The 24,801-nt window shown below is 63.5% G+C and carries 20 protein-coding genes; 9 read left to right on the top strand and 11 right to left on the bottom strand.

The genetic code is table 11. The features are described 5' to 3' along the window. Window positions 1–71 precede the first annotated feature (71 nt). From RMO51_RS17580 to ispF, 5 genes are all read right to left on the bottom strand, one after another. Window positions 72–1,451, bottom strand: a complete 1,380-nt coding sequence (locus RMO51_RS17580; protein WP_310396819.1) for a LutB/LldF family L-lactate oxidation iron-sulfur protein — start codon at window positions 1,449–1,451, stop codon at window positions 72–74. A gap of 41 nt (window positions 1,452–1,492) precedes the next feature. Next, window positions 1,493–1,822, bottom strand: a complete 330-nt coding sequence (locus tag RMO51_RS17575) for a GxxExxY protein (RefSeq protein WP_310396817.1) — start codon at window positions 1,820–1,822, stop codon at window positions 1,493–1,495. A 110-nt stretch (window positions 1,823–1,932) separates the two neighbouring features. Beyond that, window positions 1,933–3,615: a M28 family peptidase gene (locus tag RMO51_RS17570; protein ID WP_310396816.1), complete on the bottom strand. Its 1,683-nt coding sequence runs from the start codon at window positions 3,613–3,615 to the stop codon at window positions 1,933–1,935. 201 nt (window positions 3,616–3,816) lie between these two features. Next, window positions 3,817–5,487, bottom strand: coding sequence for a M28 family peptidase (locus RMO51_RS17565; protein WP_310396814.1), 1,671 nt, complete (start codon window positions 5,485–5,487; stop codon window positions 3,817–3,819). 32 nt (window positions 5,488–5,519) lie between these two features. After that, window positions 5,520–5,999 carry a 2-C-methyl-D-erythritol 2,4-cyclodiphosphate synthase gene (gene ispF / locus RMO51_RS17560; protein WP_310396813.1) on the bottom strand — a complete coding sequence of 160 codons (480 nt, stop codon included), beginning with the start codon at window positions 5,997–5,999 and terminating at the stop codon, window positions 5,520–5,522. A 330-nt stretch (window positions 6,000–6,329) separates the two neighbouring features. On the opposite strand from ispF, the gene RMO51_RS17555 reads away from it, so the two are divergent. The 6 genes from RMO51_RS17555 (at window position 6,330) to RMO51_RS17530 (ending at window position 14,278) form a co-directional block, all read left to right on the top strand. Further along, window positions 6,330–6,944, top strand: a complete 615-nt coding sequence (locus RMO51_RS17555) for a TetR/AcrR family transcriptional regulator (protein WP_310396810.1) — start codon at window positions 6,330–6,332, stop codon at window positions 6,942–6,944. 109 nt (window positions 6,945–7,053) lie between these two features. Next, window positions 7,054–8,748: a TolC family protein gene (locus RMO51_RS17550; protein ID WP_310396808.1), complete on the top strand. Its 1,695-nt coding sequence runs from the start codon at window positions 7,054–7,056 to the stop codon at window positions 8,746–8,748. Between the two features lie 125 nt (window positions 8,749–8,873). Continuing rightward, window positions 8,874–9,983: an efflux RND transporter periplasmic adaptor subunit gene (locus tag RMO51_RS17545; protein WP_310396806.1), complete on the top strand. Its 1,110-nt coding sequence runs from the start codon at window positions 8,874–8,876 to the stop codon at window positions 9,981–9,983. Between the two features lie 70 nt (window positions 9,984–10,053). Continuing rightward, the gene (locus RMO51_RS17540; RefSeq protein ID WP_310396804.1) at window positions 10,054–10,434 is read left to right on the top strand and encodes a four helix bundle protein; all 381 of its coding nucleotides are present in this window, start codon (window positions 10,054–10,056) and stop codon (window positions 10,432–10,434) included. A 20-nt stretch (window positions 10,435–10,454) separates the two neighbouring features. After that, window positions 10,455–13,898 (top strand): efflux RND transporter permease subunit, encoded by a 3,444-nt coding sequence (locus RMO51_RS17535; protein ID WP_310396803.1) that lies wholly within the window; start codon window positions 10,455–10,457, stop codon window positions 13,896–13,898. A 113-nt stretch (window positions 13,899–14,011) separates the two neighbouring features. After that, window positions 14,012–14,278 carry an acyl carrier protein gene (locus RMO51_RS17530; protein WP_310396801.1) on the top strand — a complete coding sequence of 89 codons (267 nt, stop codon included), beginning with the start codon at window positions 14,012–14,014 and terminating at the stop codon, window positions 14,276–14,278. A 91-nt stretch (window positions 14,279–14,369) separates the two neighbouring features. Here RMO51_RS17530 and RMO51_RS22620 read toward each other — a convergent pair whose 3' ends face one another. From RMO51_RS22620 to RMO51_RS17515, 3 genes are all read right to left on the bottom strand, one after another. Further along, on the bottom strand, window positions 14,370–15,263 hold the full coding sequence (locus tag RMO51_RS22620; protein WP_409025051.1) for a YkvA family protein: 894 nt from the start codon (window positions 15,261–15,263) through the stop codon (window positions 14,370–14,372). A gap of 259 nt (window positions 15,264–15,522) precedes the next feature. Next, window positions 15,523–16,707, bottom strand: coding sequence for a trypsin-like peptidase domain-containing protein (locus tag RMO51_RS17520; RefSeq protein ID WP_310396799.1), 1,185 nt, complete (start codon window positions 16,705–16,707; stop codon window positions 15,523–15,525). A gap of 106 nt (window positions 16,708–16,813) precedes the next feature. Next, window positions 16,814–17,392: a sigma-70 family RNA polymerase sigma factor gene (locus RMO51_RS17515; protein WP_310396798.1), complete on the bottom strand. Its 579-nt coding sequence runs from the start codon at window positions 17,390–17,392 to the stop codon at window positions 16,814–16,816. Between the two features lie 162 nt (window positions 17,393–17,554). On the opposite strand from RMO51_RS17515, the gene RMO51_RS17510 reads away from it, so the two are divergent. Next, window positions 17,555–17,812, top strand: a complete 258-nt coding sequence (locus RMO51_RS17510; protein ID WP_310396796.1) for a hypothetical protein — start codon at window positions 17,555–17,557, stop codon at window positions 17,810–17,812. A gap of 90 nt (window positions 17,813–17,902) precedes the next feature. Here the strand turns inward: RMO51_RS17510 and RMO51_RS17505 are convergent, their stop codons facing one another. After that, the gene (locus RMO51_RS17505; RefSeq protein ID WP_310396795.1) at window positions 17,903–18,943 is read right to left on the bottom strand and encodes a 5-methylcytosine restriction system specificity protein McrC; all 1,041 of its coding nucleotides are present in this window, start codon (window positions 18,941–18,943) and stop codon (window positions 17,903–17,905) included. Between the two features lie 324 nt (window positions 18,944–19,267). Between RMO51_RS17505 and RMO51_RS17500 the strand changes: the two genes are divergently transcribed. Then, window positions 19,268–21,265 (top strand): T9SS type A sorting domain-containing protein, encoded by a 1,998-nt coding sequence (locus RMO51_RS17500; protein ID WP_310396793.1) that lies wholly within the window; start codon window positions 19,268–19,270, stop codon window positions 21,263–21,265. Window positions 21,266–21,273: 8 nt separating this feature from the next. Here RMO51_RS17500 and RMO51_RS17495 read toward each other — a convergent pair whose 3' ends face one another. Then, entirely contained in the window at window positions 21,274–22,596 is a 1,323-nt protein-coding gene (locus RMO51_RS17495; RefSeq protein ID WP_310396792.1) for an AAA family ATPase, read from the bottom strand. A gap of 130 nt (window positions 22,597–22,726) precedes the next feature. Next, window positions 22,727–23,572 carry a hypothetical protein gene (locus tag RMO51_RS17490; RefSeq protein ID WP_310396791.1) on the bottom strand — a complete coding sequence of 282 codons (846 nt, stop codon included), beginning with the start codon at window positions 23,570–23,572 and terminating at the stop codon, window positions 22,727–22,729. Between the two features lie 133 nt (window positions 23,573–23,705). Here RMO51_RS17490 and RMO51_RS17485 point away from each other — a divergent pair, with 133 nt between their 5' ends. Further along, window positions 23,706–24,680 carry a 2-oxoglutarate and iron-dependent oxygenase domain-containing protein gene (locus RMO51_RS17485; protein ID WP_310396789.1) on the top strand — a complete coding sequence of 325 codons (975 nt, stop codon included), beginning with the start codon at window positions 23,706–23,708 and terminating at the stop codon, window positions 24,678–24,680. The last annotated feature ends 121 nt before the right edge of the window (window positions 24,681–24,801 follow it).

Below are 24,801 nucleotides of genomic sequence, written 5' to 3'. Positions count from 1 at the left end.
AAAAGCGTAAAACAGCCTCTTACGGCAGTCCGCGCCAAAACGCTGGTTGTGGCCGGGTTGACTGCGGCTTGCTATGCCGGCGAATGGTCCCGCTTCCACAGCTCCCGGAACGAGAGCGGGGCAATGGCTAGCGCCTCGCGCCGCTTGTTCCAGCCCACCTGGCCCAGCAGGCGGCCCAGGCTCCAGTCCTTCACCCGGGCGGGCAGCACGTCGAGGGCCCAGCGGTGCTGCATGCTCCACTTCCAGAGGCCAATGGCCACCCGCTCCTCGGCGGGCGCGTAGCCCTCCTGCACGCTCTGCTGGCGGTTAAGCAGCAGCAGACTGTGCAGCGGCACCCGCACCGGGCACACGGTGGTGCAGGCCCCGCACAGGCTGCTGGCGTAGCTCAGGTGCTTGTGCTCGGGCAGGCCGCTCAGGTGCGGGCTGATGACCGAGCCGATGGGCCCGGAGTAGGTGGTTTCGTAAGTGTGGCCGCCGATGTTCTTGTACACCGGGCACACGTTGAGGCAGGCGCCGCAGCGAATGCAGCGAAGGGCGGCGCGCTTGTCGGGCTGGGCCAGCAGGGTGGTGCGGCCGTTGTCGAGCAGGATGACCACCATTTCCTCGGGCCCGTCCACCTCGCCGGGCTGGCGCGGGCCGAAGTACACCGTGTTGTAGACCGTGACCTGCTGGCCGGTGCCGCTGGTGCTGAGCAGTGGCCAGAACAGGTCCAAATCGAGCAGGCTCGGAATGACCTTTTCGATGCCCACCACCGCAATGTGCAGCTGGGGGAAGGTGGCCGAGAGGCGGGCGTTGCCCTCGTTTTCGGTCACGGCCACCGCCCCGGCGTCGGCGATGAGGAAGTTGCCGCCAGTGACGCCCACCTCGGCGGCGGTGTATTTGTTGCGGAGCAAGTGCCGGGCCGTGAGCACCAATTTCTGCGCGTCATCGGTGCTTTCGGTGCCCAGGTGCTTCATGAAGATGCCGTTGATGTCGGCCTTGCTCAGGTGCATGGCCGGCGTCACGATGTGGTAGGGCCGCTCGCCGTTGAGCTGCACGATGTACTCGCCCAGGTCGGTTTCGACGGACTCGATGCCTTGGGAAGCCAGGTACTGGTTGAGGTGAATTTCCTCGGTGGTCATGCTCTTGGCCTTCACCACGGTTTTGGCGTGGCGGGCGGCGGTCAGTTTGCCAATTTCGGCCAGGGCCTCGGCAGCGTCGCGCGCCCAAATGACCCGGCCGCCGCGGGCCGTGAAGTTGGCCTCGAACTGCAGCAGGTAGTCGTCGAGCTTTTCGAGCACGGTGGCTTTGAGGTAGGCGCCGCGGTCGCGGGCCAGCTCGTGCTGGTCGTAGAGCTTCATGCCGACGCCCACGGCCGCGTCGTACTTGCCGATGTTGAAGCGGATTTTGCGGCGGTGTTCGCGGTCGAAGGCTTTGACTTCGGCGTCGTGGAGAAATTGTTGAGCCTTCATTTGAGCGCAGAGTTTCGCGAAGTCGGCGGAGTTTCGCGGAGTTAAAGCCCGTTTACCAAGCGGATTATGCCATCGCGTAGTGAGCCGGTATTAAAGTTAAGCAACAGTCCCAGTTTTAGGTGCGACAGCTTGAGATAATTTGTGAGTTGCTTGGCGTGAATAGGCGAGAGTAGTTCTACGGACTTTAATTCCACAATAACCTTGGCCTCAACCAGCATGTCCAGCCGGTAGCCGACTTCCAGCTTTATCCCGTCATACAGAACCGGCAGCGCCACTTGCGTCTCTACTCGCAGCCCTGCTTTGCGCAACTCGTGCGCCAGTGCGGCTTCGTATACTGCTTCCATTAAACCAGGCCCCAAGACGGTATGCACTTAAAAAGCACCTTTCAAAATAGCTGACGAAATTTCGTTCTCGTGCATAAAAACTGCTTTATTCTTATTCAAGCTCCGCGAAACTCTGCCCACTCCGCGAAACTCTGCGCTCAGGGTTTAGCAGAGTCCACCACAATGCGCGCCTCCCGGTTCACCAGCTCCCAGGCCGTGTGAAACACCAGCCGCGCCCGCTCGGCCAGCTTATCGAACTCGATTTTCTCCACGTCATCGGTGGCCTTATGGTAATCGGCGTGCTCCCCGGTAGTGTAGAAGATGACCGGGATTTTGCGCCGCGCGAAGTTGTAGTGGTCCGAGCGGTAGTAGATGTGCTCCGGCTCGTTGGGTACGTTGAAGCGGTAGTCGAACTCCAGGTGCGTGTAGTCGCGGTTGGCCGCTTCGTTGATGCGGTGCAGGTCCGACGACAGCTTATCCGAGCCCACGATGCACACGAAGGGCCGCTTGGCGCTGTGCTTGCGGTCGGTGCGGCCCACCATGTCAATGTTGAGGTCGGCAATGGTGTTGGTCAGCGGGAATACCGGGTGGGCCGTGTAGTACTCCGAGCCAAACAAACCTTCCTCCTCCGCCGTCATGGCCACGAACAGGATGCTGCGGCGCGGGCCGTGCCCTTCTTTTTTAGCCTGGGCAAAAGCCTGGGCAATGGCCAGCACCGCCACCGTGCCCGAGCCGTCGTCGTCGGCGCCGTTGTAAATCGTGTCGTGCTTCACACCCAGGTGGTCGTAGTGCGAGGAAATGACCAGCACCTCATCTTTCTTGTCGGTGCCCTCCAAGAATCCCAGCACGTTCTCGGTGGTGAGTTGCTCCTGCGGCTGCGGGATGTGAATGGTCGCGGCCGGGGCTCGGAACGCCGCCGGCACCGGCCTTCCCGCCTGCCCCACCGCCCGCACGTAGCCAAGCAGACCTGCCATGTCGGTGCCCGCCAGCTGCAGGCCCAAATCCTGCGAGGTGAGGTACACGCCAATGCCCGGTGGAATGTCCTCGCGCACCGTGTCGACGACGGCCGGGCCGGGGTCGGGCAAGGAAAAGGCCGGCTCGCGCAGGGACTCGCCCAACTGCGTGGTCTGCTTGCGAAATGCCGTCGTGGGTGCAAACGTCACCAGAAAAATGCTCCGGGCGCCCTTGGCCTTAGCCAATGCCGCCTTGCGCAGGCCCGAGTCCCAGTAGTCGGCCGCTCGGCCGTTGGGCTTGAGCAGTTTGCGGCCCCGCTCGTCCTGCGGCTCGCCCATGAGGGCTACCACGTCCTGGCCCGCCACGTCCAGCCCGGCGTAGTCGGAGTAGGCGCCCTGCTCCACCCCAAAGCCCACGAACACCGGCTGCGAAACCGTCTCGGCACGAAACGGCGACGGCATCGGCCCGTAGCTGAAAAAGTCACTCAGCCACTCGTAGCGCTGGCCGTTCACCCGCAAGAATCCGCCCTCGGCGTGCGTGCCGCGAGTGAGGGCAAAGTGCTGCAAGTACGGATTGTCGCCGCCGGTCACGGGCCCCTTCAGGCCCAGCGCCGCAAACTGCTTCACCAGGTACTCAGCTGCCAGCTTCTGGCCCGGCTGCCCGGCCTCCCGCCCCAAAAATGCATCGGAAGCTACCACGGTGAGGTGCTGCCGCAGCTCTGCGGGCCGGATGGTCGCGGCGTAGGTGCGGGCCCAGTCCGGGGCGGCCGGAGTAGCGGGGGTAGCAACGCCTTTGGTCTTGGTTCTTATCTTGGTAGAAGCCTGCTGAGCCACGGCGGGGAATCCGTAAATCAGCGCCAACAGGCCGCACAGTAGCAGTTTTTTCATGTAATCGCGAAGAAGAAAAAGAGTCCGGGAAGCAGATAAAGAAGTGAAAAGGACGCAGCGGGTGCAAAAGGCCAAAAAAGAACGTCATGTCGAGCTTGCCGAGACATCTCGCCGCGCAACTAATTGTGTTTAGTGCAGCAGTAGAGGTGCTTCGGCAAGCTCAGCATGACGTTCTTTTCTATTGGTTAATGGCTCGACGCCTTACGGCTTGTTGGAGTCCACCACGATGCGGCCTTCGCGGTTGGCCAGCTCCCAGGCGAGGTGGAACACGAGCTGGGCGCGCTTCTCCATTTTCGGAAACTCAATCTTGCTGATTTCGTCGGTTTCCTTGTGGTAGTCGGCGTGCACGCCGTTGAAGAAAAAGGCCACCGGTATCTTGTTCACCGCGAAGTTGTAGTGGTCGGAGCGGTAGTAGAAGCGGTTCGGGTCGGCGGGGTCGTCGAAGCGGTAGTCCAGGTCCATCTGGGTGTACTGCTTGTTCTGGGCCTCGTTAATCACCTTGAGCTCCGAGGCCAGCTTGTCGGAGCCGATGACGTACACGTAGTCGGGCTTGCCCTCGTGCTCCACGTCGGTGCGGCCAATCATGTCCACGTTCAGGTCCGCCTCGGTTTGGGCCAGTGGAAACACCGGGTGCTTGGCGTAGTATTCCGAACCGAACAAACCTTTTTCCTCGCCCGTCACGCTCAGGAACAGCAAGCTGCGGCGCGGGCCGTGGCCCTCCTTCTTGGCCTTGGCAAACGCCTCGGCCATGGCGATGATGGCCGACGTGCCCGAGCCGTCGTCGTCGGCGCCGTTGAACACCTGGCCGTCTTGCGTGCCCAGGTGGTCGTGGTGGGCCGAAACCACGATGATGTCTTCCTTCTTGTCGCTGCCTTCGATGAAGCCCAGCGCGTTTTCCGTTTCGAGCGGCGTGCGGGTGCGGGTGGCCTTAATCTGCAGCGGTACCACTTTGAACGCGGGTTTCACCGGCTGCTTCGCGGCGTTGATTTTGGCCAGATACGCCTGCATGGCGGCGTCCTTGGTGCCCAGCACCTGCAGGCCCACGGCCGGCGAAATGAAGAACGAGGGCGCCCGGCTGGGCTTCTCGCCCGCCAGCACCGTGCTGGCCCGCATGATGGCCGGCGTGAGGCGCGCGGCCTGCTTGGCGAAGTTGCTGGTCGGGTTAAAGCTCACGTAGAACACCGACCGGGCGCCCTTCTGGGTGGCCAGCTGGGTTTTGGCGCGGTAGTCGGCGCCCCATTTGGTGGGCGCGCCGTCGGCGGTCAGCAGCGCCTTGCCGTCGGCCGCGGTGGGCTCGCCGAGCAGGATGAGGACGTCCTTATCCTGCACGTCCAGGCCCGCGTAATCCGAGTAGCCGGGCTGCTCGATGCCGTAGCCCGCGAACACGAGCTTCACGGTGGTTTCCGTGGCAAACGGCGAGTCGCCCAGGCCGTAGAAATCGGTGAGCCAGGCGTAGCTGGTTTTGCCCACTTTCAGGGTGGCGCCCCCGGCCCAGGTCACCTGCTCCACGTTGAAGCGCTGCAGGTACGGGTCGGTTCCGCCGGTAACCGGACCGGGGATTTCGGCGTTTTTGAACTGCTGGGCCACGTAGGCGGCGGCCATGTGCTGGCCCTTCATGCCCGTTTCACGGCCTTCGTACTCGTCCGACGCCAATACGGCCAGGTGGGTGCGCAGGCGCTCCGCCGACACCAGGGCGGCGTACTGCGCGCTCCAGTCGGTAGGGGTAGCCGCGGGGGCGGCGGGGGCCGCCATCGGCGCGGCGGCCGGGGCCGAGCGGCCCTTCTTGGTTTTAACTTTCACCTTGTCCTGCGCGCGCACGGGGGCCGCGCAGGCCAGGGCCAAGAGAACAATAAGCAGGTTTTTGGAGGTCATCAGAAAACGTGAATGGTGGGAATAGGCGGTGGTTAGGGACGATAAATGAGGACGGTGGCGTACGCCGCCACGCCTTCCTGCCGGCCCACAAACCCCAGTTTCTCGGTCGTGGTTGCTTTGATGGAGATATCATCTTCCGCAATGCCCATCACGGCGGCCAGCACGCGCTGCATTGCCGGGATGTGGGGGTTCACCTTGGGCTGCTCCAGGCAAATGGTCGAGTCGATGTTGCTCACTTCGTAGCCCTTGCCGCGCAGCAGGCGCAGCACCTCGCCCAGCAGGCGCTTCGAGTCGATGCCCTTGTACTGCGGGTCGGTGTCGGGGAAGTGGAAGCCGATGTCGCGCAGGTTGGCCGCGCCCAGCAGCGCGTCGCAAATGACGTGGATGAGCACGTCGGCGTCGGAGTGGCCCAGCGCGCCGTGGGTGTGCGGCACCTGAATGCCGCCGAGCCAAAACGGCAGCCCTTCTTGCAATTGGTGAACGTCGTAGCCGAAGCCAGTGCGAATTTTCATGGGGTTCGGATGGAAGCAGGCCCACGGGGGCGGTGCAAAAGTACCCGCCAACCGGCTTTCCCCGCGCGCCGGGCCAGGTCAACTATTCACAAACTAATAACAGCGTTAATAGGTATAATTCGGCTAAAATAATTAGCTTTGCATTACTATTCAAATTAGCTCATCGGTTGGCGCAAGCCGGCCATAATTTTTCGCGATGGCTAAAGTAAACCGTCCCCCCATCCGTCCTTCCCCGGGCGACAACCGCATCCACTCCCCAGCCGGTAGCGAAAAGATAATGGAAACTTTGGAGACGTAAAAAGTTTCCGTCGTATCTTTGCCCCGTCAGCTATGGAAATCAAAGACCGAATCTTGCTCCACGCCTCGGCGCTGTTCATGCGCAACGGCATCAAAAGCGTCAGCATGGACGACATCGCGGCCGAGATGGCGATGTCGAAAAAAACCCTCTACAAGTGGTTCGCCACCAAGGACGAAATGGTGCACGCTGTGATGGGGCAACACCTCGAAACCACCCAGGGCGAGTGCGCGCAGCTGCAGCAGCAGGCGGGCTCGGCCGTCGACGAGCTGTTCCGGATGATGGGGTGGATGCGCCAGCAGTTCGCCGACGTGCACCCCAGCATCTTCTACGACATGCAGAAGTTCCACCCCGCCACCTGGCAGCTGTGGGTGGCGCACAAAAACCAGTACATCCTGGCCCAAATCACCGATAACCTGCACCGGGGCATTGCCGAGGAGCTGTACCGCGCCGACCTCGACGTGGACGTGCTGGCCCGCCTGCGGCTCGCCCAGATTGAGCTGGCCTTCAACGCCGACGTGTTTCCGGCCCGGCAGTTCGACGTGCAGCGCCTCCAGCAGGCCATTCTCGAGCACTTCATGCTGGGCATCGCCTCCCTCAAGGGCCACAAGCTCATCAACGACCTCCGCCACGTGACGGAAGCCGAATAAAAAACAACGATTACGAACTAGTGACAAACAGCTGATGGCCAACAAGGGCTGGCTCACTAATCACTAACCGTTAATCCCTAATCACTGTCAACACCCTTCTCTTTTGCTGATGAAAGAACTATTTTCACCCAAGCTGCTGCTGCTGGCCGCACTGGCCGGCGCGGCCCCCGCCGCCCTGCGCGCGCAAACGGCCCCGGCCGCCTTGCCCCAGGCCCCGCCCACCGGCGGCGTGATGACCCTGAGCCTGCCCCAGGCCGTGAGCTACGCCGTGCAAACCAAGTCGACCCTGCTGGCCACCCGCCTGGCCGAGCAAACGGCCCGTGCCCGGGTCGGCGAAATCAGGAGCGCCGGTCTGCCCCAGGTGACCCTGGCGGCCAGCGTGGCCGACAACTTTAAGCTGCAGAAGTCGCTGGTGGACTTTGGCGCTTTTGGCGGCGCGCCGCTGCAAGGCACCACCCTCACCGCCGCCGACGTGGCCGCCGCCCAGGCCGGCACGGCCGTCACGCTGAGCCCGGCCTACGGCGAAGCGCCCCGCACCGGGCCCACGCCCTTCGCGTTCGGGCTGCAGTACGCCGGCTCAACCAGCGCCAGCGTGTCGCAGGTGTTGTTCGACCCCTCCCTTTTCATCGGGCTGAAAGCGGCCAAGGTGTACGAGCAACTGGCCAAGAAGCAGACCCAGCAGGCCGAAATCGACGTGGTGGAACAGGTGAGCAAGGCCTACTACAGCACGCTGGTGGCCCGCTCGCGCCTGACGCTGCTGGGCCGCAACGTGCGGCGGCTCGACACGGTACTGTACCAGACGCGCAAGATTTTCCAGGCCGGCTTCGCCGAAAAGCTCGACGTGGACCGCCTGCAGGTGCAGCGCAACAACCTGGTGGTGGAGCAGCAGAAAGCCCAGCGCCTGACCGACCTGAGCCTGGCCCTGCTGAAGTTCCAGATGGGCCTGCCGCAGCAGCAGGCCGTGCAGCTCACCGATTCGCTCGGGGCGGCCGTGGTGGACGCCGGGGCCCTGCGCCAGCGCCTGGGCACGGCCAGCCCCGGCGCGGGCGGCGGCGCGGGCGGCACCAACGCCCTGCCCGGCCAGCCCGCCGCCACGCCCGGCCAGGAAAACACGGCCGCGCAAAACCGCCTCGACCAGCAAACGGCCCTGAGCGGCGCCCGGCCTTCGCAGTCAGCCGCGGCCTTCAACTACAATAACCGCATCGAGTTTTCGGTGCTCGAAACCCAGCAGGCCCTGGCCGGCCTCGACCTGAGCAACCGCCGCGCCGGGGCCTATCCGCGCCTGCTGCTCACCGGCGCTTACGGCTTCACCGGCTCCGACCCCAGGCTCGGCGGGTTGTTCGGCTTTCGCGGGCCGGACTCGCGCAACGGGGCCGGCTTCATTAATCAGAACTGGTTTGGCTTCGGCAACGTGGGCCTGAGCTTGCAGGTGCCGGTGTTCGACGGCTTCCGCCGCAAGTACCAGGTGCAGCAGGGCCGCATTGCCCAGCAAACCATCGAGCGCGGCTTCGAAACCCTGCGCCAAAGCATTGACCTGCAAGATGCGCAGAGCCGCGCCACCTTGGTGAATGCCTTGGACGTGCTCGACAGCCAGCAGGCCAACCTGGACCTGGCCACCGACGTGGCCCGCGTTACGCGTATCAAATTCAACGCCGGCGTGGGCTCCAACCTGGAGGTCATCACGGCCGAAACCGACCTGCGCTCGGCCCAGACCAACTACTACGGCGCCATTTACGACGTACTGGTGGCCAAAGTCGACCGCGACAAAGCCACCGGCGAGCTGTATTCGCAAGCCAAGAAATAACCATACAACAGCAAAAAGAACGTCATGCTGAGCTTGCCGAAGCATCTCGCGTGAGACGTTAAACGATTGAATTACCACCCCAGGCGAGATGCTTCGGCAAGCTCAGCATGACAACAATTTTTCCTATGCGCCCCATCTCCTTTGTTTTTCCCGCCCTCGCCGCCTTGTTCCTCACTGCCTGCGGCGGTGGCGCCAAAGACCCCAAGGCCGAGCTGGCCGAGCTGCAAAAGCAGCAGGCCGACACCCAGGCCAAAATCGCGGCCCTCGAAGCCAACAACAAAACCGCCGCTCCGGCCCAGCCGGCCGTGCCGGTCACGGCGGTGGCCATCAGGCCCGAGAGCTTCAAGAGCTTCCTGGAAGTGCAGGGCCGCGTGGAGTTCGACCAGAACGCCACCGTGCCCGCCCGCATGGCCGGCACCCTCACCAGCGTGCGCGTGGTGCGCGGCGACCGGGTGGGCGCCGGCCAGGTGCTGGCCACGATTGACGCCAGCGTGCTCGACGCCAGCGTGGCCGAGCTGCGCACCCGCCTCGACCTGGCCCGCACGGTTTACGTGAAGCAGAAAAGCCTCTGGGATCAGCAGATTGGCACCGAAATCCAGTACCTGACCGCCAAGAACAACAAGGAAAGCCTGGAGCGCAACCTGGCCACCCTCAACCGCCAGCGCGCCCAGTACAACGTGGTGGCGCCCTTCGGTGGCACCGTGGACGAGGTGCTGCCCAAGCTGGGCGAGGCCGTGGCCCCCGGCGCGCCGGTGGTGCGCATGCTGAGCGGCCAGGGCGGCAAAATTGTGGCCGACGTCTCGGAAAACTACGCCAGCAGCATCAAGGCCGGCGACGTGGCCATGGTCACGCTGCCCGACCTGAGCGACGAGGAGTTTCCGACCACGGTGCGCACCGTGAGCCGCGGCATTTCGGCCACCAGCCGCACGTTCACCGTGGAGCTGAGGGTGACCGGCAAGTACGCCCGCCAGTTGCGCCCCAACCAGGTGGCGCAGGTCCGCATTCAGAACTACGCCACGGCCAGCGTGCCCGTGCTGCCCGTCGACGCCGTGCAAAAGGACGAAACCAACTCGTTCGTATACGTGGTGCAGGGCGGCAAAGCCACGAAGCGCATCATCAAAACCGGCAAGACCTACAACGGGAAAGTGGAAGTGAACGACGGCCTGAAAACCGACGACAAAGTCATTACCGGCGGCTACCAGAACTTGAACGAGGGTCAGGCCGTGAGCTTGTAAATTTTGGCTTACAGCTGGTAGCTGATGGCTATTGGCTTTTTCGGAAGGAGGCCACCACCAGTTCGAACAAATGAAGAATTACAAAGAACTTAGGGTCTGGCAGCGTGGGCTGGAACTGGCGGCTATGACTTATGCGGTGGTGCGGCAGTTGCCGCGCGAAGAAGCCTACGGTCTACGCAGCCAGATGACGCGGGCCGCGGTTTCAATTCCATCGAATATTGCTGAAGGAAGCAGCCGCGCGAGCGAGAAGGAATACCGACACTTCCTGGAAATCGCACTAGGCTCTTGTTTTGAACTGGACACCCAGCTCATCATCGCAGTTCAGGCAGCGCTCATTACGCTCGAGCCGGACAACCAGCTGCCGCAACTGCTGGAAGAACAAATCAAAATGCTGCACAGCTTCATCAATCGTTTGACCCAGAACGAGAAGCTGCCAGCTAAAAGCCATTAGCCACCAGCTTAAACAAAGTCATGCAGGAAACTCAAAAAGAATTCAAGCCCACCAGCTGGGCCATCGACAACCGGACGAGCATCTACATCATCACGGTTATCATCACCATCGCGGGCCTGTTCACCTACCTGAAGCTTCAGAAGGAGAAGTTTCCCGACATCGTGGTGCCGCGCATCATCGTGAGCACCGTGTACCCTGGTATTTCGCCGGCCGACATGGAAAACCTGGTGTCGCGCGTCATCGAGAAAGAGTTGAAATCGGTGAACGGGGTGAAGAAAATCAACTCCACTTCGAACCAGGACTACTCCATCATCGACGTCGAGTTCAACGCCGACGTGGAGGTGGAGTACGCCAAGCAGCTGGTGAAGGACGCCGTGGACAAGGCCCGCACCGACCTGCCCAGCGACCTGCCCGCGCCCCCCGGCGTGAAGGAGGTCAGCTTCTCGGAGTTCCCGATTATGAACGTGAACCTGAGCGGCAACCTGCCCCTGGTGAAGCTCAAGAAGTACGCCGACGACATCCAGGACCAGATTGAGAGCGTGCCCGAAATCACCCGCGTCGACATCGTGGGCGCTTTGGAGCAGCAGGTGAACGTGGACGTGGACCTGTACAAGATGCAGGCGTCGAGCCTGAACTTCGACGACGTGCAGCGGGCCATTCAGGCCGAAAACCTGAACGTGAGCGGCGGCTCCGTGACGGTGGGCGCGCAGAAGCGCGCCGTGCGCGTGGCCGGCCAGTACGCCCGGGCCGCCGATATCGCCAACATCTTCGTCAACAACGCCGAAAACCAGCCCATTCGCCTCGGCGACGTGGCCACCGTCACCGACGGCTTCAAGGACCGCGAGAGCTACGCCCGCCTCGACGGCAAGACTGCTATCACCCTGAATGTGGTGAAGCGCAGCGGCACCAACCTGATTGACGCTTCGGACAAAATCCGCGAAATCATCAACCAGGACCAGCGCACCGTGCTGCCCAAGGACCTGAAGGTGACCATCACCGGCGACACGTCGAACGACACCCGCGTGACCCTGACCGACCTGATTAACACCATCATCATCGGCTTCATCCTCGTCACGCTCATCCTCATGTTTTTCATGGGCACCACCAACGCCCTGTTCGTGGGCCTGTCGGTGCCGCTGAGCATGTTCCTGGCCTTTCTGGTGCTGCCCATCCTGGGCTTCTCGCTGAACATGATTGTGCTCTTCAGCTTCCTCCTGGCCCTGGGCATCGTGGTCGACGACGCCATTGTGGTGATTGAAAACACCCACCGCATCCACCACGACAACCACGAACTGAGCACCGAGCAGTCGGCCAAGTTCGCGGCCGGCGAGGTGTTCGTGCCCGTGCTGGCCGGCACGCTGACGACCGTGGCGCCGTTCATTCCGCTGGCGTTCTGGCCGGGCATCATCGGCAAGTTCATGTACTACCTGCCCATCACGCTGATTGTGACATTGCTGTCCTCGCTCATCGTGGCCTTCATCATCAACCCGGTGTTTGCCGTGAGCTTCATGCAGCGCGAAGACCACAACGCGGCCGAGAGCAAGCGCCCGCCGCTCACGCGCAAGTTTCTGGGCTGGATGGGTGGTCTGGTGGTCATTGCCGGCCTCGGCTATGCTTTCGGTTCCCCGTTCGTGGGCAACCTGACGCTGTTCCTGGTCTTCTTCATCTTCCTGAACCGCTACGTGCTCAACCGGGCCATTGCCTACTTCCAGCAGCGCATGCTGCCCGCCTTCCAGAACGGCTACGCCCGGGTGGTGGACTGGGCCGTGCACGGCTCGGGCTGGCGCCAGGGCGGCATTCTGGCCAGTATGCTGGGGCTGCTGGTGCTCTCCGGCGTGGCCGTGGGCATCCGCAAGCCCAAGGTGGAATTCTTCCCCGAGGGCGACCCCAAATTCATCTACACCTACCTGACCATGCCGGTGGGCACGGCCGTGGAAGTGACCGACAGCATCACGTCGGTGCTGGAAAAACGGGTATACGGCGTCATCGGCAACAATAATCCCGACGTGGAATCGGTTATCACCAACGTCGCCATCGGTGCCAACGACCCGCAGGAGCAGACCGGGGCCGCTCAGTCCAACCTCGGCAAGGTGGCCGTGGCCTTTAAGGAACTCAGCGAACGCACCGGCCCGAAAACCGGCACCTACATGACCAAAATCCGCGAAGTAGTAAAAGGCATTCCCGGCGCCGAGGTCACCGTCGGCCAGGAGAGCAGCGGCCCGCCCCAGCAGAAAGAAATTGCCATTGAAGTCACCGGCGACGACTACCAGCAGCTGGCCCGGCTCAGCAAGCGCGTGCACCGCTACGTGGACTCGCTGCAAATCCCCGGCGTGGAAAAGCTGCGCTCCAACCTGGAGGACGCCAACCCCGAAATCGCCGTGCGCGTGGACCGCGAGCGCGCCAACCGCGAGGGCATCAGCACCGCCCAGGTGGGCCTGTTGGCCCGCACGGCCATCTTCGGCCGCGAGAGCAGCAAGTTCAAGACCCCGGATGACGACTACGACATCCAGGTGCGCTACGCCGACAAGTACCGCAAAAACGTCGACGCCCTCATGGACGCGCCCATCACCTTCCGCACCAACCGCGGCACCCTGCGCCAGGTGCCCATTTCCGCGGTGGCGGATTTGGAGTACGGCACCACCTACGGCGCCATCAAGCGCAAAAACCTCAAGAAAATCATCACCATTAGCTCCAACGTGCTCACCAGCCAGGGCTACACCGGCGCCGACGTGGTGCCCCAGATTACCCAGGCCCTCACCCGCTTCCGGGTGCCCGACGGCTATTCGGTAAAAATGGGCGGTGCCGCCGAGGACCAGAAGGAAACCTCCGATTTCCTGGGCGTGGCCCTGGTGCTGGCCATCGGCTTGATTTTCATGATTCTCGTCACCCAGTTCAACTCCCTGGCCAAGCCGCTCATCATCCTGTCCGAAATCATCTTCTCCATCATCGGGGTGCTGTTCGGCTACGCCCTCACGGGCATGACCATCAGCATCGTGATGACGGGCGTGGGCATTCTGGCCCTGGCCGGCATCGTGGTGAAAAACGGCATTTTGCTCATCGAATTCACCGACATCCTCCGGGCCCAGGGTGTGCCGCTGCGTGCCGCCCTCATCGAAGCCGGCCGCACCCGCCTCAACCCCGTGATTCTGACGGCCACGGCGGCCATTCTGGGCCTTATTCCGCTGGCCGTGGGCCTGAACGTCGACTTCTACGGCCTGTTTGCCGCCGGCGAGCCGCACTTCTTTTTGGGGGGCGAGTCGGTGGTGTTCTGGGGCCCGCTGGCCTGGACAATAATTTTTGGGTTGTCGTTTGCAACCATTATCACCCTGTTGGTAGTCCCGGTCATGTATCTCCTCAACGAAGAGATTCAGGCCTACTTCACGGGTCGCGACGTGGATGCTCCCATGGCGGTTGCCATCAGCCGCGAGGAATTCGACGCCGCTACTCCCTCGGTGCTGGCCTGATTTCAGGTGATGAAGTAAAAAGTGATGGGGTGGTGGGGTAGGAAACGGCTTGCCTCTCCTCCTCTCACCCCTCATCACTCCATCGCCTCATCACTGCATTACCTTTTTCTGTCATGTACGTATCCACCATTAGCCCCACCCACACGCCCTCCATCGAGCAGCAGGTTTTCCGTATCATCAGCAAGCGCAAGGCCATTCGGGCCAGCCGCGTGCGCAAAACTGCCAGCCTCGCCCGCGACCTGCGCTTCGACGCTGTCGACGTGGTCGACATCATCCTCGAACTGGAGCGCAGCTTCAGCATCACCATTCCCGATGAGGTGCCGTTGTTCACCGTGGGCGACTTTGTGCGCTACGTGCGCGACCACGCCGCCGCCGCGTAGAGGGGAAACCCAGTTTGGCAGAGGTGATATGCCACAGCAAAAAAGGCCCCGAAACAGCTGTTTCGGGGCCTTTTTTGCTGAAAAGCGTGGGTTAGCGCACGTTGCCGCCCGCGTCGTTCGTGGCGTCTACGCTGCCGGTGCGGCTGCTGTCCGAAGTGCGGGCAACGTCGTCGCCGTGCGCCGCCGCCCCGGCCGAGGGCGTGGCGTCGGGGCCGGCCTCGTGCACGGGCCGGGCGCTGCTGCTGTCCGGCGAGCCCAGGCCGGCGTCGGTGGCCGACGGCCTGGCCACGGGCGGCGCGGCGGGCAGGTCGGTGGTGCCGGCGTGCTTGGCCGATTCCTTGGCCGGAACGGCGCGGTCGGCCAATGCGGTGGTGCTGCCGGCTTTGCCCGGAGCGGGCGCGGCGGCGGCCTGTTCGTCCAGCGCGTCGGCTGCGTGCTTGGCTTGGTTGCCGGCCGTAGCTGTGGCCGTAGCCGTGGCCGCCGCGGCTTCTTTGTCGGTGGGGGAGTAGGCGCCGGCCGCAGCGCCTGAGGTTACCGGCTGGGCCGGCAGCACCTGCGCGCTGCTCTTTTCCCACTCCTCAAACTTGTCCAGCTCGCCTTTCAGCGTGGTTGAAAACCAGGCCACCAACGCCACGTCGTCGAGCAAACCCAGCACCGGGATAAAATCCGGAATCAGGTCAATGGGGCTCAAAAAGTAGATGAACACGGCCACGGCGGCGGCTACGGTGGTGCCGGGCACGCCGGTATATTCGCCCGACAAGGACGCTTTGACGAGGCGGAACATGGTCTGGAGCGTCTCCCAGGCCTCGTGGGCCAGCGAGCCCACGTCATTTTTTTCGCTGGCTTTTTTGTAGGCGTCCGTCAGCAACTGCTTCATGCGGGTCGGCTGCCGCACGTAGCCTTCCGCCGTGCTGAGAAATTTCTTGAAAAGTGCGGAGCCAGCAACGTCATTGCTGGTAGGCGGGGTTTGTTGATTTTCAGCCACGGGGTGCGGGGTTTAGGAGTGCGAGAGAGAAAATGACGAGCCTGATTTGTCTAGGCCTAAATACTGTTTTGCGGCGCGCAAGGTTATCGGAAACACGTTTTTTGGCCAAGCAGACCCGAAATAACGCACTCAAATTGCATTGTGAAAACGCCCGTTACATATCAGCCAGAAACAGACAAGCACAAAGGCCCGCTGCACTGAAGAAACGGGCCTTTGTACGATTTGAGAAGCCGCCGCGCAAAGCCGCGCAGCGCGCGGTTTATTCGAATACTTTCACCACAAACACAAAATCCTGCAGCTTCTTGATTTGCTGCGGGCGCCCGGTGCCGGCCAGCTGGCCGTAGTGCGGCAGGTGGTACGGCGCCGTTGGCTTGGCCGCCGCCAGCGAATCCACCAAGCGCACCAGGTACGACGACTTAGTGGCAAATGCCGCGCTCTGAGCATCGTTCTGCCGGCCGCTCACCACCCCAATCAGGTTGCCGCGCTCGTCGAGCAGCGGGCCGCCCGAGTTGCCCGGGTTCACCGGAATGCTGACTTGGTAGAAGGCCGTGTCGCCCTCAAAGCCCGAGCGGGCGCTCAGGGCGCCTTCGCCGTACACCACGTCCTCGCGCGGGTAGCCCAGCGTGAACACCCGCTCGCCCAGGTCGGCCTGGCCCGACTTCACGGCGTAGGGCAGGCGGCCGAAGCCGGTGAATTTCTTGTCGGTGATGCGCAGAATGGCCAGGTCGTGCTTCACGTCGGAAAACACGGGCTCGGCGTGGTAGCGCTGCCGGTCGCGGCCCTCAATCAGCAGCGAGTCGGCCCCTTGAATGACGTGGTAGCTGGTTACCAGGTAGCCTTCCGAGGTGAGGGCGAAGCCCGTGCCGCTGAACTTGCTCTCCTTCAAGGCAGTTGTTCCGGCGCCGGGCTTGCCGAACTGGTTCAGGGTCAGGGTCAGGTCTTTCTGGCTTTTCTTGATGCGCTCCACCTCGCGGCGCAGCACCGTGTAGCCGTACAGCGACGGCTGGGTTTTGGCCGCCCGCCACCACTCCAGGCCCAGCAAGGTGCCGAACACGGCCAGAATGGCCACCGACGCCGCCACGCCCACTGTGGCCCGGTGCCCGTTCCAGAAGTCGCGCAGCCGGCGCTCGGTGCGCGAAATGTGCAGCGCGGGGTTCACCGTGTGGGTCAGCTTGGCGGGTTGGGCGCCGGTTGCGGGCTGGGCAAATTCGTCGGCCGCGTCGGCGGCCAGCATGCCGGCGTGGATGCTTTGCAACTGCTGGCGCACGTGGCGGCGCTGGCCGTAGGCGCGCAAGGTGCTGGCCAGCTCCGCGAAGTCGGCGTAGCGCAGGGCCAGGTCGGGGTCGGCCGCCAGGCGCGCTTCGAGACTGGCGCGGGCGGGCGCGGCCAGCTCGCCGTCGGCGTAGGCTTCAAATAAGGCGTAGTAGTCGGCTTCGGTCATCATATCACGGGTTGTCAGTTGCTGGTTGTTAGGCGTTAGTCGGCAGCGTTGCAAAGCAGAGAAACAACGATTCTGACGACTGATGACCAGCAACTGGCAGCTAAACAGGTCAAATGGGCTCTTCTTTATAGTGGGCAAAGAATAATTTTTTCAGGCGCACCAGGCACTTGTATTTTTGGTTTTTTGCGTTGTCGGCGTTGGTGTAGCCGAATTCCGCGGTGAGGTCCTGCATCGATTTGTCGAGCAGGTAAAAGCCTTCCAGGAGCGAGCGGCACGGCTCCCCGAGGTGGTGCAGGGCCTCGCTCATGGTGGCGAAGCGGCGGTCCTGTTCCTCCGCGGCGAGCAAGTCGTCCTCGGCCCCCGTGTTGAGGTAGGGGCCGTGCTCCTCGTCGTCGAGCAAGCGCACGCCGAAGCGGCTTTTGCTCGTCAGGCGCTTGAGCCACAGGCGGCGGCACACGGCGTAGAGGTAGGTTTTAATCTGGCAGCTCAGCTCCAGCGAACCGTCGCGCACCTTTTCATAAAACACCATCACGCCTTCCTGGTACACGTCCTGGGCGTCGTCCTCCGAGCCGCTGTTTTGCAGCACGAAGTGCGACACCATGGGCCAGTGCAGCCGGTAGAGGCGGGCCAGGGCCCGCTCATCGCCGCCGCGCATGGCGGCAATCAGCGCGTCGTCGGTGGGAGGCAAAGAAGAGGAAGAATTGCCTCTGCTCATTCACTTTGGTTGTTAATACAAGCGCGGGCGGCAAGTAACCCGGCGGCAAAATATTTTTCTGGGCCGGGTTACCTTTCTCATGAGCCGGGATAAAGGGCGTTTTTTAGCTAACCCATTTTCAAAATTACCCCCAAAATGAATAACCTGTTGAAAGTTGCCGCTCTGGCCCTGACCCTGACCGCTGGCCTGACCTCGTGCGAGTCGAAAACCACCGAGTCGACCACCGTTGAGACGCCGGCTGCTACCACCACCACCGAGACCACGACCACCGCGCCGATGGACAGCACCGCAACGGCTGCTCCGGCTGCTGATGGGGCGATGGCTCCCGCTACCACGGACGCTGCTGCGCCCGCTGCTGGCACCACCACGACCACCGAAGAAGTTAAGAAGTAGTTGGCCGCTGGCCTTTGGCCAGCCCCGGTCTACTCTGCTCGGACAGCCCGGACTTTCCAACTGGAAAGTCCGGGCTGTTTTTTTTAGCCCCTACGCAATCAGCCCCAGCAGGTCGGCGGCGATGCCGGGCCAGGGCTGATGCAGGTTGAGCGTGACCACGCGCACTGGGTGCCCGCCCAGGGTGTAGCGCACGTCCACGGCCCGGGCGGCGGCCGGATAAAGGAGAATGCCTTCCAGGGCCTGGCCCGGGCCGGGGCGCTGGTTTTGCAGGTAGGCGTAGAGCTGGTAGAGGTGGGGAGCAATGAGGCGCTGCCGGTCGTAGCGCGGGCGCAGGGCGGCGGCGTAGTACTTGGTGTCGAGGATGATTTTGCGCTCGGGCGCGTCGAGGGTCGTGTCGGTGAGCATGGTGGGCAGCAGGGCCAGGTCGGCGGGCTGGCCGGCTTCGGCTTGCCAGGCAATGGTTTCGGCGTACACGCGGTAGTGGCGCTGCTCGCGGCGGAAGAAGTTGCGGGTGAATTGCTCAAACAGCCGTGCCATCAGCACTTCGTCGCGCCGAAAATCGGCGAAGCGACGGCGGCCTGCGGTCGCGGGCTCGGGTAGGGCCGACAGCCACACCAGCTCGCACACGTGCAGCAGAAACGCCGCCGGGCCGCCCGGCCGCTGCCGCCGCAGCTCCCGGAACGCGGCGGCGGTGGGCGGCGGGCCGGGGGCGGCGGTGAGCCCCGCTGGGAACCGCCGGCGCACCTGGTGCAGCTCGCGCCGCAGGGCTAGCGGCAGGCTGGCGGCGCCGGCCAGCGTGGCCAGCGTCTGGGCCAGCAGGCGGTGCAGCGGCGAGTCGGCAGTCAATTCGTCAAACGTGCAGATGGCGCGGCCCCGGGCCAGCAGGCCGCGGCCCAGCGTGGGCGCCAGCTCCACGCGGCCGCGCAGGCTGGTCAGCTCGGCTTCCTGGGCCACGAAGGCCCGCGGCAGGCCGGCCCGCAGCAGGCGGCGGGTACCGTGCAGCAGCACTTGGGCCAATAATCCTAGCGGCCGGTGGAACGGCGCCGCCTCGCTGGCGCGCAGCACGGCCGGCTCGGGCAGCCGGTTCCAGGCGTAGCAGAGGAAGTAGTAGAGGGTGGCGAGGGGAATCACGAGGAGGTAAAGTTCGGGCTTCCCGCCGCCAAGAAACAGCACGGGGAGTTTCGTGAAGACGGGGGTTAGCGCAGTGCTTGCACGCTGCCCGGCGATGGCACACCATCAGGCGAGGGTTGCATTGGGGAACAGGCACTCCGCTTTGGAAAGGAGCGGCGGCGGCGTACCAAAAATGCCTTTGTACTCTCTGCAGAAACAATTTCAATTTGGCCGCTTCCCCGAACGAACGAGCAATTAGTGCCCCTTTTCGATTTAGGTTTGTCTTTATCAAGCACTCTGTCTGATGTTTAAAAGATTAATTTTTTCGCCACTCATCAACTAGTTATGAAAAAATTTACATTGCTTTTCTTCTCGTTGGCTTTGGGCACTGGCCAGTTGGCGGCCCAGTCCGTCACCATTGACGCCAGTGCGGGCGGACGTCGGCAGGTCATCGACGGCTTCGGCACCTGCTTGGCGGGAACTTCGGGCGAAAGGCCCTGGATGCAAAGCCTTTACTACGATGACGCCTACTGCTCGGTGCTGCGCATGGACTTGGTGCCGCACTTCAAGGCGCCGTACTCGGATTTTACGTACAACTCGCCTTGGTTTCACAACAGTCCGGCCCTGCCCGGGCCCGACAACAACAACGTCCGAACCTACACCAACGCGGCCGATTACGGCCGCTCCTTCGCGGGTCGGCAAGCCCAAATTGCCGTGATGGGGGCCGACATCGACCAGAACATCCAGAAATTCGACCTGGATGACGAGGGCCCCCGCGTGGCGGGGGCCATGGCCCGGAAAGGAAACGACAAACGGGCACAGCTGGGCGACTTCAAGCTCATTGGTTCGATTTGGTCGCCCGCGCCGTGGTTGAAAATCTCATCTGGCAACACCTACGGCAGCAGCGGGGGCATCTTCCCCACCCAGGGCACTCCCTTTCCCTTCGTCTGGGGGGGCAACTACGCCGGGGGCCGGCTCGACGTGTCCGGTACGCCCCGGGCCGAGTTTGGCAACACCAGCGCCCTTACGCAGTTTGCGCGCAGCACGGCGGCCTACGTGCGTGGTTTTCAGAACAAATACGGCGTGCGGTTCTACGCCCTCAGCATCCAGAACGAGCTTAATTTTGAGGTGTTTTACAACAGTTGCACCTACCCGCTGTCTGCCCAGTACATCGCGGCGCTGAAAGCCGTGCGCGCGGAGCTCGACCGGTACCCCGACCTGGCCGGCATCAAGCTCATCGGCCCCGAAGACCTGCTGGGCGACAACGCCTACAGCCTGTGGCAGTACGGCGGCGGCAATTCGGCGGTGCACAAAAACCTCCAGTACTTGACCGAGCTGGCCCGGGACCCGGCCGCGCAGGCCGCCGTGGATTTCTACTGCATCCACGGCTACGCCGCCGACGGGGTGAGCAGCGGCGGGGCCAACCCCACTTCGTGGGACTGGTGGGCCAGGGGCTGGGCCGCTTCGCCCGCCGCGGGCATTCCCGGCAACGTCAAAGGATTCCGCGACTACAACAAGAAGTCGTGGATGACGGAAACTTCGGGCGAGAACCCGGCGTGGCTCTACCCCACCACGGGCTTCCCCAACAACGGCGGCTTCAGCGTGGCCCTGAGGATGCACCAGGCCCTTACCACCGGCTACCAAAGCGGGTGGGTGTACTGGCAGTTTGCGGATGGCTCCACCCTCAGCGACTTCACCCTAACCGATGAGCCGACGGGCAGCAACAGCGGTAAGTACGCGGCCTTTAAGCACTTTGCGCGCTACATCCGCCCCGATGCCGTCCGGCTGGAGAGCGCCGTGAGCGGCGGTAGTGGCTTGAGCGCCAGCAGCTACCTGCACGACGCCAACCGGACGCTGACCGTGGTGCTCATCAACGGCAGCAGCAGCGCGCAGAACGTGACGGTGAACGTTCCCGCCACTGGTTTCACGGTGCCTTCTTTTCAGGCGTACACTTCCAACAACGGCAATCTGTGGCAAAACAGCACCGTGGCAGTGTCGGCTGGCCGCGCCTCTCTTGCCGTCCCCGCCTATGGGGTGGCTACCCTCTACGGGAGCGGCGGCGTAGTCACCGCGGCCCGGGCTAAGTTGGACCAGGCCGCCATTGAGGTCTACCCCAACCCGGCCAAAGGTGAGCTGCTCCTGTTCCTGCCCAAGGCGAAAGCCGGGGAAGTAGGCATTGTTTTCAGCAATTCCCTGAACGCGGCAGTGCTCAAGGAAACCCGGGTATTGGGTGCGAATAAGCAACTGACGCTCTCGGTGGATAAGCTGCCAGACGGCTATTATTTCCTGACCGTCACGCAGGGCGGCCAGCGTTTTGTCAAGTCCGTCATCGTGGCGCACTAGCCGTCATTTCACGCCAGCAGTTTGCGCAGCTGGGCGGCCGCCGTGGCCGGCTGCTCGCGCCAGTAGTCAGCCAGCAGCGGGCCTATTTCCTGCTCGAACACCAGGCGGAGCCAGTCGGCCGCCTGGGCCGGGTCGGGCGGGGGCTGGCAGAAGTAGCTGTGGCCAATCTCGAAATCAGGGCCCAATTCGGGGTCGTCGGCAATGACTTGGTTGAGGGCCAGCAGGCGCGTGCACAACTGCTCAGCTAGGGCTTCGGGCACGCGCCGGGCCGCCAGCAACTGCCGCAGCGGCGGCCCGAACTGCGGCCCCAGCGCCACGAAAGCGAAGCGGCGGCGCAGGGCGTAGTCCAGCGGGCTGAGCGAGCGGTCGGCCAGGTTGAGGGTGCCGATGACGTACAGGTTGTCGGGCACGAAGAAGCGCGGGGCCTCGGGCGGGGCGTAGGGCAGGCGCAGGGCGTGGGCGGGGCCGCGCTTGTCGGCTTCCAGCAGCAGCAGCAATTCGCCGAAAATGCGCGGCACGTTGCCCCGGTTCACCTCGTCAATCAGCAGGAAATACGGCCGGTGCGGGTCGGCCGCGGCGCGCTCGCAGAGCAGCGGCAGCACGCCGGGCACCAGGCCAAAGCGCCCGTCGGCGTCGGGTCGGAAACCCAGCAGGAAATCCTCGTAGCCGTAGCTGGGGTGGAACTGCACCAGCTCGATGCGGCGCTCGTCCTGGGCACCCAGCCGCAGCCACGCCAGCCGCCGGGCCAAAAACGTTTTGCCCGTGCCGGGCGGGCCTTGCAGCAGCAGGTTGCGCCGCCGCGCCAGGCCCGCCAATGCCGCATCGAGTTCTGCTTCGCTGATGAACAGCTCGGCCACCGCGTCGGCGCGGGTGTAAGCGGGGGCAGCGTAGGCGGCCGTGGGCTCGGCGGCTTCGGTGACGGCGGCGGCCCCGGCATCTTTTGCCAGGCCCGTGTACAAGTCCTCGGCTTGCTGGCGGGCGGTTTCTTCGCCGTCGGGCCCCGAGCCGGAGGTCAGCACCGGCCGCTTGGTGCTGATGGTGAAGTCCAGGCGTTCGAGCAGGGCGTTGGTGGGGGCGCCGGCGGCGCGGGGCCAGTGGGCGGTAGGGTTGCCGGTGGCCAGGCGGTAGGCCAGCTCGGCCACGGCGCGGGGCGGGTAGCGGCGGCCCCGGTACACCAGCTCGTACACGGTGCCGGGCGGCAGCGGCCGGCCTTCGCGCGCCACTTGGCGCAGGGCCCGCAGCACCTGCTCGCGGGTGAGCAGCGCCGCCGGGCCGGGCAGTGCGGCACCGGGCACGGCCGAGGCAGCAGAATCGGGTGGGGCGGCGGGCATGAAGGGCAAGGTAGAACCGGGACAACAAACGGCAGCAACCAAAAAAGCCCCTTGGCCAGGCCAAGAGACTTTTCGGGGAAAATAACAGAAACACCGCGGCGCGGCGCAAACCGGCAAGCCGCAGCGGGCGCTACGGCGTGACGGTGAACGTGCGCGTGACCGAGTTGTAAGCGCCCGGAATCATGTTGCCGCTGCCGTCAATCAGCTCCAGCTTCACGGTGTTTTCGCCGGCCGGCAGCCCTTCCATCTGGTAAGGCATCCAGCGGTCGAGCATGAACTCGGCGCCGTTGATGGTGGCGCGGACGCGGGTGCCGCCGGGCGCCAGGGTGGTGTTCACGAGGTAAAAGTCCAGCATGATGCGCTTGGCGTCGGCGCCGGCGTAGGTGTCTTTCGGGCGGCTGTAGAACAGGTTGGGGCCCTTCACGTCGATGATGGGCGTGGCGGGCGCCGGGGCATCGCCCACGTTGATAATGCGCAGGTCATAGGCGCCGCGGTGCTTGAGGCTTTCGTGGTAGGAGCGCGACAGGAACGAAAGCACGGCGTGCTGCCCGTCGGGAATGGCCTTGGCAAACCTGGGCTCGTAATGGGCCGAGTAGGGCTCGTTGTCCACGATGTTGTGGATGTGCTGGCCTTTCACGGCGTTGGCCATTTCGGCCATGCGGGGCCCGCCGCTCATCTTGGTGAGCTGGAAATTCGTAACCTGGTAGTCAAAAGGCACTTCGCCGCTGGCCACGGTTGAGTTGCCGATGGGGGACCGCAGCTGTATCTGGGCCTCGGGGAACTTGGGCGAGTCGCTGAAGGGCGTCAAGCGAATGCCGTTGGCTTCCATGCTCTCTCCGCTCGCGCCGCCCGCGGCGGCGGGGTTGCGGCTGCCGGCGGAAGCGCTGGCGTCGGTCGCGGGCTTGCTGGTTTCGCAGCTCGCCAACAAAGCCAGGGTAAGGGTCGTGCTGCACAGCAGCCAATGGGAAGGTTTCATGTAACAGTTGCTCAAGAAAGTTGGTTGTGGGCGAGAGCCGGGCTGCTTACGGCGAAGGCGGTGCGAGGTTTTGCTTAACTTGCAGCATTGTTCACCGTGGGGCGATACGGCGTCAAAGTAAACCTATTTTTCCATGCAAGACCAACTTCTTGACCACGTTCCTTCGCTCGACCTCGCCGATTTCCGGTCCGGCGACGCCGCACGCAAAGCCCGCTTCGTGCAGCAGCTCGGGGAAGCGTACCAAAACATCGGCTTCGTCGCCCTGAAAAACCACGGCCTCAACGACGAGCAGACCACGCAGCTCTACGCCGACGTGCAGGCGTTTTTTCAACTGCCCGACGCCGCCAAGCAGCGCTACGAAAACCCGGCGCTGGCCGGCCAGCGCGGCTACATCGGCAAGGGCAAGGAGCACGCCAAGGGCCGCAACACCGGCGACCTGAAGGAATTCTACCACGTGGGCCAGGTGGTGGACGCCGCCGACCCCATCAAGCACGAGTACCCCGACAACATCTGGCCCGAGGAAGTGCCCGGTTTCCGGCACAGCACCTTCCTGGCCTACCGCACCCTGGAGGCGGCCGGGCAGGACGTGCTGCGCGCCATTGCCTTGTTCCTGGAGCTGCCCGAAAATTACTTCGACGACAAGGTAAAACACGGCAACAGCATCCTGCGGCCCATTCACTACTTCCCCATTGAGGACCCGGACGCGGTGCCCGCCGACGCCGTGCGCGCCGCCGAACACGGCGACATCAACCTGATTACCTTGCTCATGGGCGCCAGCGCCGACGGCCTGCAGGTGAAGCGCCGCGACGGCCAGTGGATTCCCATCACGGCCCTGCCCGACCAGATTGTGGTGAACGTGGGCGACATGCTCCAGCGCCTGACCAACGGCGTGCTCAAGTCCACCATCCACCGCGTGGTGAACCCCGCCCGCGAGAAGATGAACACCTCGCGCTTCAGCATCCCGTTCTTCATGCACCCGCGCTCCGAGATGAGCCTGGCCGCCCTGGAACACTGCGTGACGCCCGACAACCCCAAGAAGGAAGCCGACATCACGGCCGGCGAGTTCCTCAACGAGCGCCTGATTGAGCTGGGCCTGAAGAAGAAGTAGCGGCCTACCGGGTGAAAAGAACGTCATGCTGAGCGGAGCCGAAGCATCTCTACCGCGTAACTAATCCCATCGATTGAGTTAGTGCCGAGGTAGAGATGCTTCGGCTCCGCTCAGCATGACG

This window comes from Hymenobacter sp., from assembly GCF_031398885.1.
Lineage (GTDB): Bacteria > Bacteroidota > Bacteroidia > Cytophagales > Hymenobacteraceae > Hymenobacter.
Note: the sequence above shows the minus strand (reverse complement) of the source record. Positions and strands in the feature narration are given on the sequence as shown.